The 17808-nt window shown below is 59.9% G+C and carries 16 protein-coding genes; 7 read left to right on the top strand and 9 right to left on the bottom strand.

Annotated features, from left to right (window positions below; all coding sequences use genetic code 11):
• Positions 1-263: 263 nt before the first annotated feature.
• From KW838_RS06620 to KW838_RS06640, 5 genes are all read left to right on the top strand, one after another.
• Entirely contained in the window at positions 264-1691 is a 1428-nt protein-coding gene (locus tag KW838_RS06620) for a di-heme oxidoredictase family protein (RefSeq protein WP_218500737.1), read from the top strand.
• Between the two features lie 27 nt (positions 1692-1718).
• On the top strand, positions 1719-2783 hold the full coding sequence (locus tag KW838_RS06625) for an imelysin family protein (protein ID WP_102698434.1): 1065 nt from the start codon (positions 1719-1721) through the stop codon (positions 2781-2783).
• Positions 2784-2797: 14 nt separating this feature from the next.
• Positions 2798-3898, top strand: a complete 1101-nt coding sequence (locus KW838_RS06630) for a DUF1513 domain-containing protein (protein WP_102698435.1) — start codon at positions 2798-2800, stop codon at positions 3896-3898.
• Positions 3899-4076: 178 nt separating this feature from the next.
• A complete protein-coding gene (locus KW838_RS06635) occupies positions 4077-5225 on the top strand; it encodes an efflux RND transporter periplasmic adaptor subunit (protein WP_218500738.1) in 1149 nt (382 codons plus the stop codon).
• Positions 5226-5238: 13 nt separating this feature from the next.
• On the top strand, positions 5239-8265 hold the full coding sequence (locus KW838_RS06640; protein WP_102698437.1) for a multidrug efflux RND transporter permease subunit: 3027 nt from the start codon (positions 5239-5241) through the stop codon (positions 8263-8265).
• Between the two features lie 181 nt (positions 8266-8446).
• Here KW838_RS06640 and KW838_RS06645 read toward each other — a convergent pair whose 3' ends face one another.
• The 5 genes from KW838_RS06645 to colR form a co-directional block, all read right to left on the bottom strand.
• A complete protein-coding gene (locus tag KW838_RS06645) occupies positions 8447-8674 on the bottom strand; it encodes a hypothetical protein (RefSeq protein ID WP_102698438.1) in 228 nt (75 codons plus the stop codon).
• A 2-nt stretch (positions 8675-8676) separates the two neighbouring features.
• Positions 8677-9390: a lipopolysaccharide kinase InaA family protein gene (locus tag KW838_RS06650; protein ID WP_102698439.1), complete on the bottom strand. Its 714-nt coding sequence runs from the start codon at positions 9388-9390 to the stop codon at positions 8677-8679.
• A gap of 4 nt (positions 9391-9394) precedes the next feature.
• Positions 9395-10063, bottom strand: a complete 669-nt coding sequence (locus KW838_RS06655; RefSeq protein WP_218500837.1) for a class I SAM-dependent methyltransferase — start codon at positions 10061-10063, stop codon at positions 9395-9397.
• A gap of 154 nt (positions 10064-10217) precedes the next feature.
• Entirely contained in the window at positions 10218-11492 is a 1275-nt protein-coding gene (locus KW838_RS06660; RefSeq protein WP_102698441.1) for a HAMP domain-containing sensor histidine kinase, read from the bottom strand.
• Positions 11482-12165 carry a two-component system response regulator ColR gene (gene colR / locus KW838_RS06665; RefSeq protein WP_007985839.1) on the bottom strand — a complete coding sequence of 228 codons (684 nt, stop codon included), beginning with the start codon at positions 12163-12165 and terminating at the stop codon, positions 11482-11484. The genes KW838_RS06660 and colR overlap by 11 nt, the downstream gene beginning before the upstream one ends.
• Positions 12166-12382: 217 nt before the next feature.
• Between colR and KW838_RS06670 the strand changes: the two genes are divergently transcribed.
• Positions 12383-13126: a phosphatase PAP2 family protein gene (locus KW838_RS06670; RefSeq protein ID WP_218500739.1), complete on the top strand. Its 744-nt coding sequence runs from the start codon at positions 12383-12385 to the stop codon at positions 13124-13126.
• A 194-nt stretch (positions 13127-13320) separates the two neighbouring features.
• Here KW838_RS06670 and groL read toward each other — a convergent pair whose 3' ends face one another.
• The 4 genes from groL to KW838_RS06690 form a co-directional block, all read right to left on the bottom strand.
• Entirely contained in the window at positions 13321-14967 is a 1647-nt protein-coding gene (groL, locus tag KW838_RS06675; RefSeq protein WP_102698443.1) for a chaperonin GroEL, read from the bottom strand.
• Positions 14968-15016: 49 nt separating this feature from the next.
• The gene (locus KW838_RS06680) at positions 15017-15310 is read right to left on the bottom strand and encodes a co-chaperone GroES (RefSeq protein ID WP_007985847.1); all 294 of its coding nucleotides are present in this window, start codon (positions 15308-15310) and stop codon (positions 15017-15019) included.
• 248 nt (positions 15311-15558) lie between these two features.
• The gene (locus tag KW838_RS06685; protein WP_015096676.1) at positions 15559-16035 is read right to left on the bottom strand and encodes an FxsA family protein; all 477 of its coding nucleotides are present in this window, start codon (positions 16033-16035) and stop codon (positions 15559-15561) included.
• Between the two features lie 66 nt (positions 16036-16101).
• Positions 16102-16833: a HugZ family protein gene (locus KW838_RS06690; protein WP_218500740.1), complete on the bottom strand. Its 732-nt coding sequence runs from the start codon at positions 16831-16833 to the stop codon at positions 16102-16104.
• A 166-nt stretch (positions 16834-16999) separates the two neighbouring features.
• On the opposite strand from KW838_RS06690, the gene KW838_RS06695 reads away from it, so the two are divergent.
• Positions 17000-17758 (top strand): SDR family oxidoreductase, encoded by a 759-nt coding sequence (locus KW838_RS06695; RefSeq protein ID WP_102698445.1) that lies wholly within the window; start codon positions 17000-17002, stop codon positions 17756-17758.
• Positions 17759-17808: the final 50 nt, after the last annotated feature.

The raw sequence follows: 17808 nt of genomic DNA on the forward strand, positions 1-17808 counted from the left end.
AAAAAGGCGACCTTCGGGTCGCCTTTTTTGTGTCCGCCACAACTCATCCCCTGTGGGAGCGAGCTTGCTCGCGATAGCGGTAGCACATTCAACATTGATATTGGTCATGATGGCCCCATCGCGAGCAAGCTCGCTCCCACAGAGGGATCATCGTTTCCAGATAAACCCTGCCCCACATCAAGCAAACGATAATTCCTCTTATTCAAATTCCCATCCCCTGTTAGACTTTGCGCCCTTGTTTTGCTCGTCTTGCAGGATCCCTGATGCCCTCGCTGCCTCTTCGCTTGTCCGCACTGTTTCTGGCCCTGGGCCTGAGTGCCTGCGATGACGCCCCGAAATTCACCCAGGCAGAACCCGGTGAAGCCCGCTCCGGCGGCAGTGCAACGGTGCGCAAGACCGATCAGAACGCGTTTTCCATGCCCTCGGCGAACCTGCCGCCGTCCCGGCGTGTGGATTTCAGCGTCGGCAACAGCTTCTTCCGCAGCCCTTGGGTGATCGCCCCTTCGACGACGACCGCGCGCGATGGCCTCGGCCCGCTGTTCAACACCAATGCCTGCCAGGGCTGTCACATCAAGGACGGCCGCGGCCATCCACCGACTGCGGACGATGTGAACGCCGTGTCGATGCTGGTACGCCTGTCGATTCCCGACGCCCCGGCGTATGCCAAGGTCATCGAACAACTCGGCGTGGTGCCGGAGCCCGTCTACGGCGGTCAGTTCCAGGACATGGCCGTACCCGGCGTGGCCCCCGAGGGCAAAGTGCGGGTCGATTACACCGCCGTGCCGGTTCGCTTCAAGGACGGCACCGAAGTCGAGTTGCGCAAACCGAGCCTGAACATCACCCAGCTGGGCTACGGCCCGATGCACCCCGATACCCGTTTCTCGGCGCGCGTAGCGCCGCCGATGATTGGCCTGGGCCTGCTCGAAGCGATCCCTGACGAGGCGATCCTGGCCAACGCCGAGGCACAGGCCAAGGCGAACAACGGCATCAGCGGACGACCGAACCGGGTCTGGGATGACGCTGGGCAAAAGACGGTGCTTGGACGATTTGGCTGGAAAGCCGGACAACCGAACCTCAATCAACAGAATGTTCACGCGTTTTCGGGCGACATGGGCCTCACGACCAGCCTGAGACCCTTTGATGACTGCACGGACGCGCAAACGGCCTGCAAACAGGCACCCAGCGGCAATGGCCCCGATGGCGAGCCGGAAGTCAGCGATAACATCCTGCGCCTGGTGCTGTTCTACAGCCGTAACCTCGCCGTACCGGCCCGTCGTGACGTCAACGCACCTGAAGTGCTGGCCGGCAAAACCTTGTTCTATCAGGCCGGTTGCCAGTCCTGTCACACACCGAAATACACCACCGCCGCCAACGCCGCCGAACCTGAGCTGGCCAATCAAGTGATTCGGCCATACAGCGATCTGCTGCTGCATGACATGGGCGAAGGCCTGGCCGACAACCGTAGCGAATTCCAGGCCAGTGGCCGCGAATGGCGCACCCCGCCGTTGTGGGGCATCGGCCTGACACAGGCGGTCAGCGGCCACACCCAGTTCCTGCACGACGGCCGCGCCCGCAACCTGCTCGAAGCCGTGCTCTGGCATGGCGGCGAGGCGACAGCGGCGCAGCAACAGGTTTTGTCTTTCAATGCCGAGCAGCGCGCCGCGTTGCTGGCGTTCCTGAATTCCCTTTAACACGCATTCCACTCGCGGGAGCCCGACATGTTCCGTCCCAAACTGTTGTTCACCAGCCTTGCCGCCCTCGCCCTGGGCGCCTGCTCGCCCCAGGATCCGCAAGCGGTCACGTCGGCGGCCATCGCCAAGTCGGTGATCCTGCCGACCTACACCCGCTGGGTTGAAGCCGACCGTCAATTGGCGGTCAGCGCCCTCGCCTATTGCGAAGGCAAGGAAACCCTGGAAACCGCCCGTGCCGACTTCCTGCACGCGCAAAAAGCCTGGGCCGAGCTGCAACCGCTGCTGATCGGGCCGTTGGCTGAAGGCAACCGTTCGTGGCAAGTGCAGTTCTGGCCGGACAAGAAAAACCTGGTCGGCCGTCAGGTCGAGCAACTGGTCACCGCCCAGCCGCAGATCGATGTTGCAGCGCTGGCCAAGTCCAGTGTCGTGGTGCAGGGCCTTTCGGCCTACGAATACATTCTGTTCGACAGCAAGCCTGACGTGGCCAACGCTGAGCAGAAGAGCAAATACTGCCCACTGCTGATCGCCATCGGCGAACGCCAGAAACAGTTGGCCGAAGAGATTCTGCAAACCTGGAACAACACCGACGGCATGCTCGCGCAAATGAGCAAATTCCCGAACCAGCGCTACGCCGACTCCCACGAAGCGATCGCCGATCTGCTGCGGGTTCAAGTCACCGCCATCGACACCCTGAAGAAAAAACTCGGCACGCCGATGGGTCGCCAGAGCAAGGGCGTGCCGCAACCGTTCCAGGCCGATGCCTGGCGCAGCCAGTCGTCCCTGACCAGCCTCGAAGCCAGCCTCGCGGCCGCCAAAACGGTCTGGGAGGGTGTGGATAACAAAGGCCTGCGCGGACTGTTGCCGAGCGAGCAGAAGCCGTTGGCCGACAAGATCGATGCCGCCTATGCCGCCTCGCTGAAACTGTTTGCCGGCAACCAGCGCTCGCTGACCGACATGCTCAATGACGAGGCCGGCCGCCAGCAACTCAACGAGCTGTATGACAGCCTCAACGTCGTCCATCGCCTGCACGAGGCCGATCTGGCCAAGGCATTGGGCATCCAGCTGGGCTTCAACGCCAACGACGGTGACTGATGAGGGCCAGTTCCATGCTGCGACGCCAGGTTCTGACATTAGGGAGTTTGCTGCTGGGTGCGGTGACGCTGGGCGGCTGGACGCTGTTCAAGCAAAAGGACAAGAGTCCGTTGTTGCTTTCGGCACGGGACGATACCGATGGCCAGCATTACGCCGTCGGTTATCGGCTCGATGGCACCCAGGTGTTCGCCACCCGGGTCGGCCAGCGTTGCCACGACATCATCAACCACCCGACACAGCCGATTGCACTGTTCGTCGCCCGCCGTCCGGGCACCGAGAGCTACCTGATCGACCTGCGCGACGGCGCCCTCCTGCAAACCGTGGTGTCGCAGCCCAACCGGCACTTCTACGGACACGCGGTCATTCACCACAGCGGCGACTGGCTGTACGCCACCGAAAATGACACCACCGATCCGGGCCGCGGCCTGCTCGGTGTGTATAAGTTCGAAGGCGAAAGGCTGGTGCACAGCGGTGAGATTTCCACCCACGGCCTGGGCCCGCACCAGGTGTCGTGGATGCCCGATGGCGAAACCCTGGTGGTGGCCAACGGCGGGATTCGCACCGAGGCCGAAAGCCGGGTGGAGATGAACCTCAACGCCATGGAACCGAGCCTGGTCCTGATGCAACGTGACGGCACCCTGCTGAGCAAGGAAACCCTCGCCCAGCAGATGAACAGCGTGCGCCATCTGGCCATCGCCAGCGACGGCACCATCGTCGCCAGCCAACAGTTCATGGGCGCGGCCCACGAGTCGTCGGAGCTGTTGGCGATCAAGCGTCCCGGCCAGCCCTTCGTGGCGTTCCCGGTGCCCGAGCACCAGTTGCAGGCCATGGGGCACTACACCGCCAGCGTCGCGGTGCACAACGACTTGCGCCTGGTGGCGCTGACCGCGCCGCGGGGCAACCGTTTCTTCATCTGGGACCTGGACAGCGGTGAAGTACGCCTGGATGCCCCCCTGCCCGATTGCGCCGGGGTCGGCGCCGTGGCCGATGGTTTTGTCGTGACCTCGGGCCAGGGGCGCTGCCGCTACTACGACTGCCGTCAGACAAACCTGGTCGCCAAACCGCTGGAGCTACCCGCAGGGCTCTGGGACAACCATCTGCATCTGATGGCCTGAATCATTGAAAAGATCGCCGCCTTACGTGCACCCCGCAGGCGCGACCCGAGACGGCGAATCTTTTCAGGCTTTCCCCCCTCTAATACCTCACAACCTGTAAAAACGGCAGTTGGATTACCTCTAGACTCCCGGTAATGTGCCCTGCTGTCTCACCTGATTTTCTCCAAGGAACTGGAATATGCTGCGTCGCCGCATGCTGATCATGTTGGGTGTGGTTCTACTGATTGTGCTGGTCCTGGCCGCGTACAAAGCCTTCTCGATCTACACGATGGTTCAAGGCTTCTCTGCGCCTAAACCGGCCATCAGCGTTGCCGTGGCCACCGCCACCGAGCGTCCGTGGCAAGCCCGCCTGCCTACCGTTGGCACGCTCAAGGCATTGCAGGGCGTGGACCTGAGCCTGGAGACCGATGGCACCGTCATCGATTTGCAGTTCGAGTCAGGGCAAAAGGTCAAGGCCGGTCAACCACTCCTGCGCCTCGACAGCGCCGTTGAAAGTGCCCTGCTGGAAACGGCTCAGGCCGACCTCGGGCTGGCACAGCTCGATTACGGTCGCGGTAGCCAATTGGTCGGCAGCCAGGCCATTTCCAAAGGCGAGTTCGACCGGCTTTCGGCGGTGCTGAAAAAGAGCCGGGCCACGGTCAATCAACTCAAGGCTGCGCTCGGCAAAAAAAGCATCGTCGCACCCTTCAGCGGGACCATCGGCATTCGTCACGTAGACGTTGGCGACTATCTTGCCAGCGGCACCATGATCGCCACCCTGCAAGACCTCAGTAGCCTGTATGTGGACTTTTTTGTGCCCGAGCAGTCGGTGCCGAAGATTGCACTCGGCCAGGCAGTACAGGTCATTGTCGCGGCGTATCCGACCCTGGAGTACCCCGGCACCATCAGTGCAATCAACCCCAAAGTCGAGAACAGCACCCGTAACGTGCAGGTCCGCGCCACCCTGGCCAACCCCGATGGCAAGTTGATGCCAGGCATGTTCGCCAACCTCCAGGTGCTCCTGCCCGACCCCCAACCGCGCATCGTGGTGCCGGAAAGCGCGATCAACTACACGCTCTACGGCAACTCGGTGTATGTGGCCGTGCAAAAGAAGGCCGAAGACGGCAGCCCGGTAAAGGATGACAAGGGCCAGCCGGTGCTGATCGCCGAACGGCGATTTGTCGAAACCGGCGAACGCCGCGATGGGCAGGTGATGATCACCAAAGGCGTGCAGAACGGCGAGAAAGTGGTGACCGCCGGCCAGCTCAAACTGGATAACGGCGCGCACATTGCCATCAGCGACGACAAGACCCTGGCCGAGCAGAACAGCCCGCCTCGCGCGGACTGATCAAGGAATCCCTATGGCTTTTACCGATCCGTTCATTCGCCGCCCGGTTCTCGCAACCGTTGTCAGCCTGCTGATTGTGCTGCTGGGCTTCCAGGCCTGGAGCAAGCTGCCGCTGCGTCAGTATCCACAAATGGAAAACGCCCTGATCACGGTGACCACCGCCTACCCCGGAGCCAACGCCGAGACCATCCAGGGCTACATTACCCAACCGATGCAGCAAAGCCTCGCCAGCGCCGAGGGTATCGACTACATGACCTCGGTGAGTCGCCAGAACTTTTCGGTGATCTCGATCTACGCGCGCGTCGGCTCCAACAGCGACCGTCTGTTTACCGAACTGCTGGCCAAGGCCAACGAGGTCAAGAACCAGCTGCCCCAGGACGCAGAAGACCCGGTGCTGAGCAAAGAATCTGCCGATGCGTCAGTGCTGATGTACATGAGCTTCTTCAGCAAGGAATTGAGCAACCCGCAGATTACCGATTACCTGTCGCGGGTGATCCAGCCCAAACTGGCGACCTTGCCCGGCATGGCCGAGGCCGAAATCCTCGGCAACCAGGTATTTGCCATGCGCCTGTGGCTGGATCCGGTGAAGCTCGCGGGTTTCGGCCTCAGTGCCAGCGATGTGACCAACGCGGTGCGCCAGTACAACTTCCTCTCGGCTGCCGGCGAGGTGAAAGGCGAATACGTGGTCACCAGCATCAACGCCAATACCGAACTCAAGTCCGCCGAGGCCTTCGGGGCGATTCCGCTCAAGGTCGATGGCGACAGCCGTGTACTGCTGCGCGATGTGGCGCGTGTGGAAATGGGGGCGGAAAACTACGACTCCATCAGCTCGTTCGGTGGCACCCCTTCGGTGTACATCGGCATCAAGGCGACACCCGGCGCCAACCCGCTGGAAGTGATCAAGGAAGTGCGCAAGATCATGCCGGACCTTGAGGCCCAGCTACCGCCGAACCTCAAGGGTGAAATCGCCTACGACGCCACGCTGTTCATCCAGGCCTCGATCGACGAAGTGGTGAAAACGCTGTTCGAAGCGGTGCTGATCGTGATCGTGGTGGTGTTCCTGTTCCTTGGCGCCCTGCGCTCGGTGGTGATCCCGGTGGTGACCATCCCGCTGTCGATGATCGGTGTCATGTTCTTCATGCAGATGATGGGGTACTCGATCAACCTGCTCACCCTGCTGGCGATGGTGTTGGCCATCGGCCTGGTGGTGGATGACGCCATCGTGGTGGTGGAAAACATTCATCGCCACATCGAGGAAGGCAAGACGCCGTTCGACGCCGCCATTGAAGGCGCCCGGGAAATCGCCATGCCAGTGATCTCGATGACCATCACCCTGGCGGCGGTGTATGCGCCGATCGGTTTCCTGACCGGCCTGACCGGGGCGCTGTTCAAGGAGTTCGCCCTGACCCTGGCCGGCGCAGTGGTGATTTCCGGCATCGTCGCCCTGACTCTTTCGCCAATGATGTGTGCGTTTCTGCTGCGTCACGACGAGAATCCCAGTGGCCTGGCCCATCGCCTGGACATGATTTTCGAACGCCTCAAGCGCCGCTACCAGAGCATGCTCCACGGCACCCTCAACACCCGGCCGGTGGTGCTGGTATTCGCCGTGATCGTGTTGTGCCTGATTCCGGTCTTTCTCAAATTCACCCAATCGGAGCTGGCGCCGGATGAGGACCAGGGCATCATTTTCATGATGGCCAACGCTCCGCAACCGACCAACCTCGACTACCTGAACACCTACACCGACGAGTTCATCTCGATCTTCAAGGCGTTTCCCGAGTACTACTCATCGTTCCAGATCAACGGTTTCAACGGCGTGCAATCGGGCATCGGTGGTTTCCTGCTCAAGCCATGGGACGATCGCAGTCGCACGCAAATGGAGATCCTGCCCGAGGTGCAGGCCAAACTGGAAAAGATCCCGGGGCTGCAGATCTTCGGCTTCAACCTGCCGTCCCTGCCGGGCACCGGCGAAGGCTTGCCGTTCCAGTTCGTCATCAACTCCTCCAACGATTACGAACTGCTGCTGCAAGTGGTCGACCGCGTAAAGAAACGGGCGATGGAATCCGGCAAGTTTGCATTTGTCGACGTTGACCTGGCCTTCGACAAACCGGAAGTGGTGGTGGATATCGACCGCGCCAAGGCCGCGCAGATGGGGGTTTCCATGCAGGATCTGGGGGGAACCCTGGCGACCCTGCTGGGTGAAGCCGAGATCAACCGATTCACCATTGAAGGTCGCAGCTACAAGGTCATTGCCCAGGTCGAGCGGCCGTTTCGCGACAATCCGGACTGGCTGAGCAATTACTACGTGAAAAACACCAAGGGCGAGCTGTTGGCGTTGTCGACCCTGATCACCGTCACCGACCGCGCCCGACCGCGCCAGTTGAACCAGTTCCAGCAACTCAACTCGGCCATCCTGTCCGGCGTGCCGCTGGTGAGCATGGGCGAAGCCATCGACCTCGTGCGCCAGATCGCCCGGGAAGAGGCACCGGTCGGTTTTGCCTTCGACTACGCCGGCGCCTCGAGACAGTATGTTCAGGAAGGCAGTGCCCTGTGGGTCACCTTTGCCTTGGCACTGGCGATCATTTTCCTGGTGTTGGCGGCCCAGTTCGAAAGCTTCCGCGACCCGCTGGTGATCCTGGTCACCGTCCCCCTGTCCATCTGCGGCGCGTTGATTCCGCTGTTCCTGGGGTGGTCGAGCATGAACATCTACACCCAGGTCGGGCTGGTGACGCTGATCGGGCTGATCAGCAAACACGGCATTCTGATCGTCGAGTTCGCCAACCAGCTACGCAAGGACAAGGGCCTGACGGCACGGGAAGCCGTGGAGGAAGCGGCGGCCATCCGCCTGCGTCCGGTGTTGATGACCACCGCGGCGATGGTGTTCGGCATGGTCCCATTGATCATCGCCACCGGTGCTGGTGCGGTCAGCCGGTTCGACATCGGCACGGTCATCGCGACCGGCATGTCGATCGGCACCTTGTTCACCCTGTTTGTGCTGCCCTGCATCTACACGATGCTGGCCAAACCGGATAAGCCCTGATGCAGAAAAACCTGTGGGAGCGGGCTTGCTCGCGAAAGCGGTGTGTCAGACAACATCGTTGTTGAATGTTGAGCCGCTTTCGCGAGCAAGCCCGCTCCCACATTGAATCGTGCAGGTTGAAAATCCGGGCAAAAAAAAAGGCCTCGTTGGTGCGAGGCCTTTCATTTTGGCTTCAATCGGTTCAACTTTGCGGCCTCAATCCCTGAGAAAGTCCGAACATGAATAGCAACAAATCATGATCGGGTCGAGTGGCCACGGATGCCTTCGCAACCCGCGGCAACGGACAATGTTCTTCTGCGCTTATCGAGCTGAGAACCTGGGGGCGTGGTTGCTCCCAGGCTGCCATCGCGATCGATGCAACTGCCAAGGCTCCTACCAGAAACAAACCTCGTGCAATTTCGAGTTTCATCGCTATAAACCCTTGATAGCGCTGCCAAACGCCGTCTCATAAAAGTAGACGAGCTTTTTCCAGTCTGCGTCGCTGAACGACGAGTGGCGACGCAATTGCTTCAAGTCATGAACAGCTGCGCGATGGGTCGTCAGACGCTGTCGGCATTTTTCCAGATCGATCAGGGCCACTTCGACCTTGGCCGTCTCGCCCTCACCGGTCACGCGAACGAATACGTGCTTGTCGTAAAGGCAACCGTGTTGCCAGCGGCCCTTGTGCATGCGAGCCAGGTTTTCAGCCAGGTCCTTGAGCACTCGTTCGTTAATGGCTTCACCATGACGCTCGCGACCGCCACCGGCGTACCAGCGATCGATCTCCTCGAAGCCGTCCAGTGACTTGGTGACCAGCAGGGCACGCCACTTGTGCACAGGATCGCGCTGTGCCCCACAGAACACGATCTCCGGAACCCGTACGCCAAGCGCGGTTACACCGGTGAGCGCGACATGCTCGCGCATGACCGTAGGCCGCCCGAAAGGGTGCTGCAAGCTACGATGGATATGCCCGGTCTGGCGCTTGACGTAGAGCAGTTGACCATCACTGCCCATCAGGCGTTGAACGCCGCTTTCCCCGCCGCGACGGACGTTGGGCTCTTCTACCCATTCACCGCGCTGATTCCAGAAGTAATCGAAGCGGTCCTGGGGAACGACTTCCGTTTCTGCTGCACACTGCACTGCCATCCTGTTACCTCTTGCGTAATACGTAAACTCGCCACATGGCATAGAGCGGCAAAAAGTCCAGTTGTTCCTGGATCCGGAAACCCGCCTGCTCAAATTCCTTCTCTACGGTAGCGGCCGGTAACACAAACCGGTTTTGGTAACCTTCCTGCCCACGGGATTTCTCCGAACGCTTGCGTTTCCAGGCCTTGAAGTTGCCATCGACCCACAGCGAAAGGATCACGCTGTCGCGGGAAACCCGCTCGAATTCACGCAAGATAGCCATGCGATGCTTGGCTTCACCGATGTGGTGGAGCAAGCGCATGCAAAAAATGCTGTCGACGGCGTTGTCCGGCAAGGCGATGTCGAATGCAGACGTGTGCAAGGGTTGTACCCGCTTCACCACATCGGCCGGTTGCGCCTGGGTGGCGACCTTCAGCATGGACTCCGAGTTATCGGCACCGATGATCACACGGTTGGATTTTTCCGCCAACAAGGGCCAGAAACGCCCTGCACCACAAGGCAAATCGAGGACCAAACCAGGCTCGCCAACCAAGGCCAGCGCCTTGCGCGCCAGTTGTTCGTCACGCCAGTGAGACAATCGACGACCGAGACCTTCCTGATGTTTGCGCAAATAGCGTTGCGCGTGTTGATCGTCGTACTTTTCAGAAAAATCGAGTTTGATCGGGCCGTCCATCATCAGGTCTCCTGAACTTCTGATGCAACTACCTTAGATTTTGTGGTGTCGGTGACTGGTCATCCATTTGTGAAAATATCGTTATGGGAAACCCAGAATTATTACAGGGTTTTACTGAATTGATAGGGTTTTCTGGACGACCTGACTCAACAGATCAAGTTCGTGATAGCTCCACCTGAAAACAGCAGCCACTGGGCTCCATCGTCGTCAGGCTGACGCTCCAACCCTGGTTTTCACAAATCCGCTGCACCAGTGAAAGCCCCAGGCCCAGGCCTTCCCCGCGCTTTTCAGTACCCCGGACGAAGGGTTCGAACATCGCCTCGCGTTTTTCCTCGGGAATGCCCACACCGCTGTCTTCGACCAGAAATCCCGTGCCCGTCAGGCTCAGGCGAATGAAGCCCCGCTCCGTGTAATGCAAGGCGTTGCGCAGCAAGTTACCCATCACTGCGTGCAGGAGCGTCGCGTTGTAACTCTTGGCCTCAGGGTTGCCCGGTTCGAAGATCAGCTTCAACCCTTTGCTTTCAATGGGCTCGCGCCACAGACCGACCAGGCCCTCGGCTACCTGACCCAGGGGCTGCTGCGGCGACATGCCGGCGTCTTCGCGCTGGGCACGGGCCAGCATCAGGAAGGTTTGCACCAACTCACGCATTTCTTCACAGGCCCGGGCAATGCGCTCGACCTGGGCGCGACCGCGCTGATCGAGACCAGGATTTTCCAGCAACAACTCGCAGGAACTGGCCAATATCATCAGGGGTGTACGCAATTCGTGGCTGACATCGCTGGTAAACAAGCGCTCACGGGTCAGGGCCTGACGCAAGCGCCCGAGGGTAGCGTCGAAGGCCACGGCCAATTCGCCCACTTCGTCGGCGGCATAATCCGGGGCCAAAGGGGGGGCCAGGCCGAGCAGTTGATCGCGATGGCGTACCTGCCGAGCCAGCCGCACCACCGGCGCCATGACCTTGCGCGCCAGGACCCAGCCGAGAAACACCGCCAGCGCCAGGCTCAGTACGAAACCCACCAGCACCACGGCAAACAGCACCCGCTCGCGCTCTTCGAAGTCGCTCTGATCCTGCAACAGCACGTAACGTCGGCCGTCGACGATTTCGACCATGGCGTGGTACGACAGGTTTTCACGAAAGACTTCGTGAAAACCTGGCTCCAGATGGCGCAAATCCTTGGGCAACCTGAAATCGCCTGGTCCGTTGCTGAAGTAGAACAATTGGTCCGGTTCGGGGCGATGGCTCCAGTCCGTGACATTGTCCATCAGCAACAGGCGCTGCAAATCACCGCCCAGGCCTGCCGAAATCAGTTTTTCTTCCACCAGGTGCACAGTCGCCACGATGCCCATGGCAAAGGCACCCGCCACCAGTGCGCTCATCAGCGCAAAGGCAATGATGATTCGTTGGGAGAGGCTCTGCTTAAACTCCATCACGCCCCTCGGCCAGGCGATACCCCACGCCGTGAACGGTTTGCAACAACGGCTTGGCGAACGGCTTGTCGATCACCTGGCGCAGTTGGTGGACATGGCTGCGCAGGCTGTCGCTGTCCGGACAGTCATCGCCCCAGAGCGCTTCTTCAAGAATTTCACGGCGCAACACATGCGGGCTTTTCTGCATCAACACGGCCAGCAATTTCAGGCCGACCGGGTTGAGTTTCAGCAATCGGCCTTCGCGGGTGACTTCCAGGGTATCGAGGTCATAGCTCAGGTCGCCGACCTGCAAGGTCCGCCGCCCGCCGCCCTGGGTCCGGCGCATGACTGCTTCGATACGCGCCGCCAGTTCAGACAGGGCAAACGGCTTGATCAGGTAATCATCGGCGCCGGACTTGAAGCCCTGCAGACGGTCGTCCAGTTGATCGCGGGCCGTGAGCATGATCACCGGCGTTTCGCGGCGGGCATCTTCGCGCAGGCGTTTGCACAAGGTGTAGCCATCGATGCCGGGCAGCATGATATCGAGCACGATCAAATCGTAGTGCTCGGTGGCCGCCAGATGCAGGCCCGACAGACCATCCTGCGCACAATCCACGGTATAGCCTTTGAGCCCCAGGTAATCGGCCAGGTTGGCCAGGATATCGCGGTTGTCTTCAACCAATAGAATTCGCATGGGTATCTCTCCGTCCACAGTAACGGCCGTCGTGGCCCGCGCAGCTTAAGGCCAAGTGTGGCTCAGGGCTAGGATTGCGTGCTGCTGTAACCGTTGAAATCAAACGTTTGCGGCATTAACGACTTTTTCACTATCGACTCACAGGTTGACGACATAATCGGGTTCAAACTCTGCGCGGCTGCGCCTTTCAGAACACTTTACCGACCAAGGAACTCGCATGGTTTCGACCCTCGCCCGCCCCGCTCCTCGTCCGCTCAATTTCTGGGTGTGCCTTGGAGTCCCTGCCGTTGCCGCGATCATTCTGGTGTTGCTCGAATTGACCAGTCTGGACATGGACCTGGCCAGGCTGTTTTACGACCCGGTCGCCGGGGAATTCATCGGACGCCACAGTTACTTCCTCGAGGATATCCTGCACGATCGCGCCAAGCAGGTAGTCATCGCCTTCTCGGTGTTTGCCATCCTCGGCTTCATCGCCTCGTTTTTCATGGCCAGGCTCAAACCGTTCAAGCGGGAACTGGGTTGCCTGGTGCTCTCGCTGGGGCTGGCGACGTCGTTTGTCACGCCGATGAAAGCGGTGACGGCGGTGCAATGCCCATGGAGCCTGGAGCAATTCGGCGGTCATGAAACCTACAGCGAATTGCTCAGCCCGCGCCCGGCCACCGAAAAGCCCGGTCGCTGCTGGCCCGGCGGCCATGCTGCGACCGGTTTCACCCTGTTTGCGTTGTTCTTCGTGCTGCGTGACCGTCGCCCGCGCATGGCCCGTGCGGCATTTGTCTTTGCATTTGCCCTGGGTTCGGTGTTTTCCATCGGCCGGATGATGCAGGGCGCGCACTTTTTCTCGCACAACCTGTGGACGGCGGTGTTCTGCTGGCTGATTTGCCTGGGGTCGTATTACTGGATTCTTTATCGGCCTGCTTCCCGAGCCGACGCTGTTGCCAAAGCACAACCGGTGAGTGCCTGAAACACAGATCAAAAATGTGGGAGCGGGCTTGCTCGCGAAAGCGGCTCAACATTCAACAAACATGTTGTCTGACGCATCGCTTTCGCGAGCAAGCCCGCTCCCACACTAGACCGAGGCGCCTTTCAAATTCCCGGCAATAAAAAACCCCGCCTGCTGTCGCAGGCGGGGTTTTTTCGTACAGGGGTAAGGCTGGCTTACATCATGCCGCCCATGCCGCCCATACCGCCCATGTCTGGCATACCGCCGCCAGCACCGCCGTCTTTCTTCGGTGCATCAGCAACAGCAGCTTCGGTGGTCAGGATCAGACCGCCGATCGAGGCTGCAGCTTGCAGAGCCGAACGGGTAACCTTGGTAGGGTCCAGGATGCCCATTTCGATCATGTCGCCGTATTCGCCAGTCGCAGCGTTGTAGCCGAAGCTGCCTTCGCCGTTCTTGACCTTGTCGACGACTACGCTTGGCTCGTCGCCGGAGTTGGCAACGATCTGGCGCAGTGGCGCTTCAACAGCGCGACGCAGAACAGCGATACCCACGTCCTGATCGGCGTTGTCGCCTTTCAGTTCGGTCAGTGCTTCCAGAGCACGGATCAGGGCAACGCCACCGCCAGGTACCACGCCTTCTTCAACGGCTGCACGGGTAGCGTGCAGGGCGTCTTCAACGCGGGCTTTCTTCTCTTTCATTTCAACTTCGGAACCAGCGCCAACCTTGATCACTGCAACGCCGCCGGACAGCTTGGCCAGACGCTCTTGCAGTTTTTCACGGTCGTAGTCCGAGGAAGTCTCGGCAACCTGGGCACGGATCTGAGCGATGCGTGCTTCGATGTCGCCGTGTACGCCAGCACCGTCAACGATGATGGTGTTTTCCTTGGACAGGGTCACGCGCTTGGCGCTGCCCAGGTTTTCCAGGGTTGCGCTTTCCAGGCTCAGGCCGATCTCTTCGGAGATCACGGTACCGCCGGTCAGAACGGCGATGTCCTGCAGCATGGCCTTGCGACGGTCGCCGAAGCCTGGAGCCTTGACGGCTGCGACTTTGACGATGCCACGCATGTTGTTCACAACCAGAGTCGCCAGGGCTTCGCCTTCAACGTCTTCGGCCACGATCAGCAGTGGACGGCCGGCTTTGGCAACGGCTTCCAGCACTGGCAGCATTTCGCGGATGTTCGAGATCTTCTTGTCGACCAGCAGGATCAGCGGGCCGTCCAGCTCAGCGACCATGGTCTCTGGCTTGTTGACGAAGTACGGGGACAGGTAGCCACGGTCGAACTGCATGCCTTCAACAACCGACAGTTCGTTTTCCAGGCCCGAGCCTTCTTCAACGGTGATCACGCCTTCTTTACCGACTTTTTCCATGGCTTCGGCAATGATGTCGCCGATGGAGTTGTCGGAGTTGGCGGAGATGGTGCCTACCTGAGCGATAGCCTTGGTGTCAGCGCATGGCTTGGACAGGGCTTTGAGCTCTTTGACGATCGCGATGGTCGCTTTGTCGATACCGCGCTTGAGGTCCATCGGGTTCATGCCGGCAGCGACGGCCTTCAGGCCTTCGTTGACGATCGATTGAGCCAGAACGGTAGCGGTGGTGGTGCCGTCGCCTGCGTCATCGTTGGCACGGGAGGCAACGTCTTTGACCAGCTGCGCGCCCATGTTTTCGAAACGGTCTTCCAGTTCGATTTCTTTGGCTACGGAAACGCCGTCCTTGGTGATGGTCGGAGCGCCGAAGCTCTTCTCGATGATCACGTTACGGCCTTTCGGGCCCAGGGTCGCTTTTACTGCGTCAGCCAGGACGTTAACACCGGTGAGCATTTTCTTGCGGGCGGAATCGCCGAATTTAACTTCTTTAGCAGCCATGATCGATATTCCTTAAATACTTTGAAGTAGCGGGAAAATGAGCGGGGAATCAGCCTTCGATAACAGCGAGGATTTCGTTCTCGCTCATTACCAGCAGGTCTTCGCCGTCGACTTTCACAGTGTTGCTGCCGGAGTAAGGACCGAACACAACCTTGTCGCCCACTTTCACGGACAGTGCACGCACTTCACCGTTTTCCAGTACGCGGCCGGTGCCTACAGCGAGGATTTCGCCGCTGTTGGCTTTTTCAGCAGCCGAACCTGGCAGGACGATACCGCCAGCGGTTTTCTTTTCTTCTTCGCTGCGACGGATGACGACGCGGTCATGCAGAGGACGAAGCTTCATTGTCGATCTCTCCTAATTGTGGTTTTCATCGGCCGGTGTAGTCCCGGCGGGTTTAACAAAGGCCGGCGGTGCCGGTTGCGGTTCGTCAAGCGAACCGCGGAAGTCTGTCTGGCGTGTTCGCCAGAAACCTTGCGGTGACCGTTACATAAGGGCGCATAAGCTTATTACAAGGGCGGGTAGCGAAAATTTTTCAGGTCGATGCCCCGCAAACGAACACGGCACCCGAAGGTGCCGTGTCGATGGGCGTATTACTTGGTATCGCGGTGTTCGAACTCGCCTTCGATCACGTTGGGCTCGCGGCCCAGCGGCTCGCGAGGTGCCGGGCCGCCGCGGGCCTGCAGGTCGTCGGCGAACGCGCGCTGACGCATGGCCTGCTCTTCGGCGCGCTGGCGCATCTTGCCCGCCAGCAGACGGCGACTGAACGGCAGCAGCAGGAACAGGCCGATCACATCACTGATGAAACCCGGAAGAATCAGCAGGCCACCGGCCAATGCCAGCATCAGGCCTTCGAGCATGGTCTGGGCCGGCAACTCGCCGCGGTTCAGGCTTTCACGGGCACGCAGGGCCGTGGCCAGGCCGGCGATGCGCAGCACGAACACACCGAACATCGAGCCGAGAATGATCAGCAGCAGGGCCGGGAAAAACCCGATAGACCCTGCCACCTTGACGAATACGAACAGCTCCAACACCGGGAACAGCAGAAAGAGCAACAAAAAAGGGCGCATCAAATGGTTCCTCAACGCAAGAATGCCTTGCCAGTTCACCTTAGATGACGTCGCCGTTTCGTGAATTCAAGCGCCGGCCACTTCATTTTTCGGCCAATGTTCAGCGTGAGCCAGAGAAACCAAGGCTTCGCGGACTTGTGTCGGCGTATTACAAGGCGCTTGAAACGGCAACCAGTACAGGCTCTGGCCGATTCGCAGGTGCATGCCTTCGGTATCGATACCGGCCATTTGCGCCGGCACATTGTTCGGCAGCCCGGCCAGCTCGACGTAATGGGCGATGGCCTTGGCGTGATCCGCGTTCATGTGCTCGACCATGCTCACTTCGGCCTTGCCGGCGAACGGGTTGGCCAGGGTCAGGTCGTTGACCCAATGAATCGCGCCAAAACCGCCGATGTAACGGTGGCGCACCGGCTTGAGCACCCAGAAATCGAAATCGTGGGCCTTGTGATAACCCTGCGACTCCGGGAAGTAGCGGTAGTAACGCTCGGAAGCGGCTTCTATGGAGGCTTCGTCTTCGAGCTGCTGTGCCTCAGCCAGGTAGGTCAGGCGACCAACGGCTTGCACATCCTCGGCTCCGCGCTCGCCCACGAACAGCGAGCATTTCGGGTCTTTCTGCAGATTATGCGTGTGCTGCGCGATGCGGCTGATCAGGATCAGCGGCCGACCCTGCTCGTCCAGGCAGTAGGGAACCACGGAGCCGAACGGAAAACCGGGCATTGACTTGGAGTGTGTCGAGAGCACTCCACGGTATTCCTTGAGGAGCAATTCTCGTGCATGCTTAGCCGCTTCAACGCTCAATTTATGACTCCTTAGATAGAATCCGTCATAAAAACGGACAAGCTGCTGGTGAAAGTCCCAGCACGCCATCGGGGGCAGTTCTCATGTGTAGCCGGGTCACGTCAGGCGCAGATCGAGAGGCTCTCTACAAGGAAACCACTCAGACCTGCTACCGGGGGACATGCGAATGCAACTCACTGACAAAGTAATCATTATCACTGGCGGTTGCCAGGGTTTAGGTCGTTCCATGGCCGAGTATTTCGCCGGCAAGGGCGCGAAGCTCGCCCTGGTCGACCTCAATCAGGAAAAACTCGACGCCGCTGTCACGGCCTGCAAGGCCAAGGGTGTCGAAGCCCGAGCTTACCTGTGCAACGTCGCCAACGAAGAGCAAGTGACCCACATGGTCGCCCAGGTCGCCGAAGATTTCGGCGCGATCCACGGCCTGATCAACAATGCCGGGATCCTGCGTGACGGCCTGTTGCTCAAGGTCAAGGATGGCGAAATGACCAAGATGAGCCTGGCCCAGTGGCAGGCGGTCATCGACGTCAACCTGACCGGCGTGTTCCTGTGCACCCGTGAAGTCGCGGCAAAAATGGTCGAGCTGAACAACAGCGGCGCGATCATCAATATCTCGTCGATTTCCCGTGCCGGCAACATCGGCCAGACCAACTACTCGGCGGCCAAGGCCGGTGTCGCTGCGGCGACCGTGACCTGGGCCAAGGAACTGGCGCGCTACGGCATTCGCGTGGCCGGCATTGCACCGGGCTTCATCGAAACCGAGATGACCCTGGGCATGAAGCCTGAAGCGCTGGAAAAAATGACCGCCGGCATTCCGCTCAAGCGCATGGGCAAGCCGGAAGAGATCGCCCATTCGGCGGCTTACATCTTCGAGAACGACTATTACACCGGTCGGATTCTGGAGATGGATGGCGGGTTGCGGATCTAAGGCAAGATCAAAAGATCGCAGCCTGCGGCAGCTCCTACAGGATGAACATC

Source organism: Pseudomonas sp. PDM27 (assembly GCF_019219205.1).
Lineage (GTDB): Bacteria > Pseudomonadota > Gammaproteobacteria > Pseudomonadales > Pseudomonadaceae > Aquipseudomonas > Aquipseudomonas laurylsulfatiphila.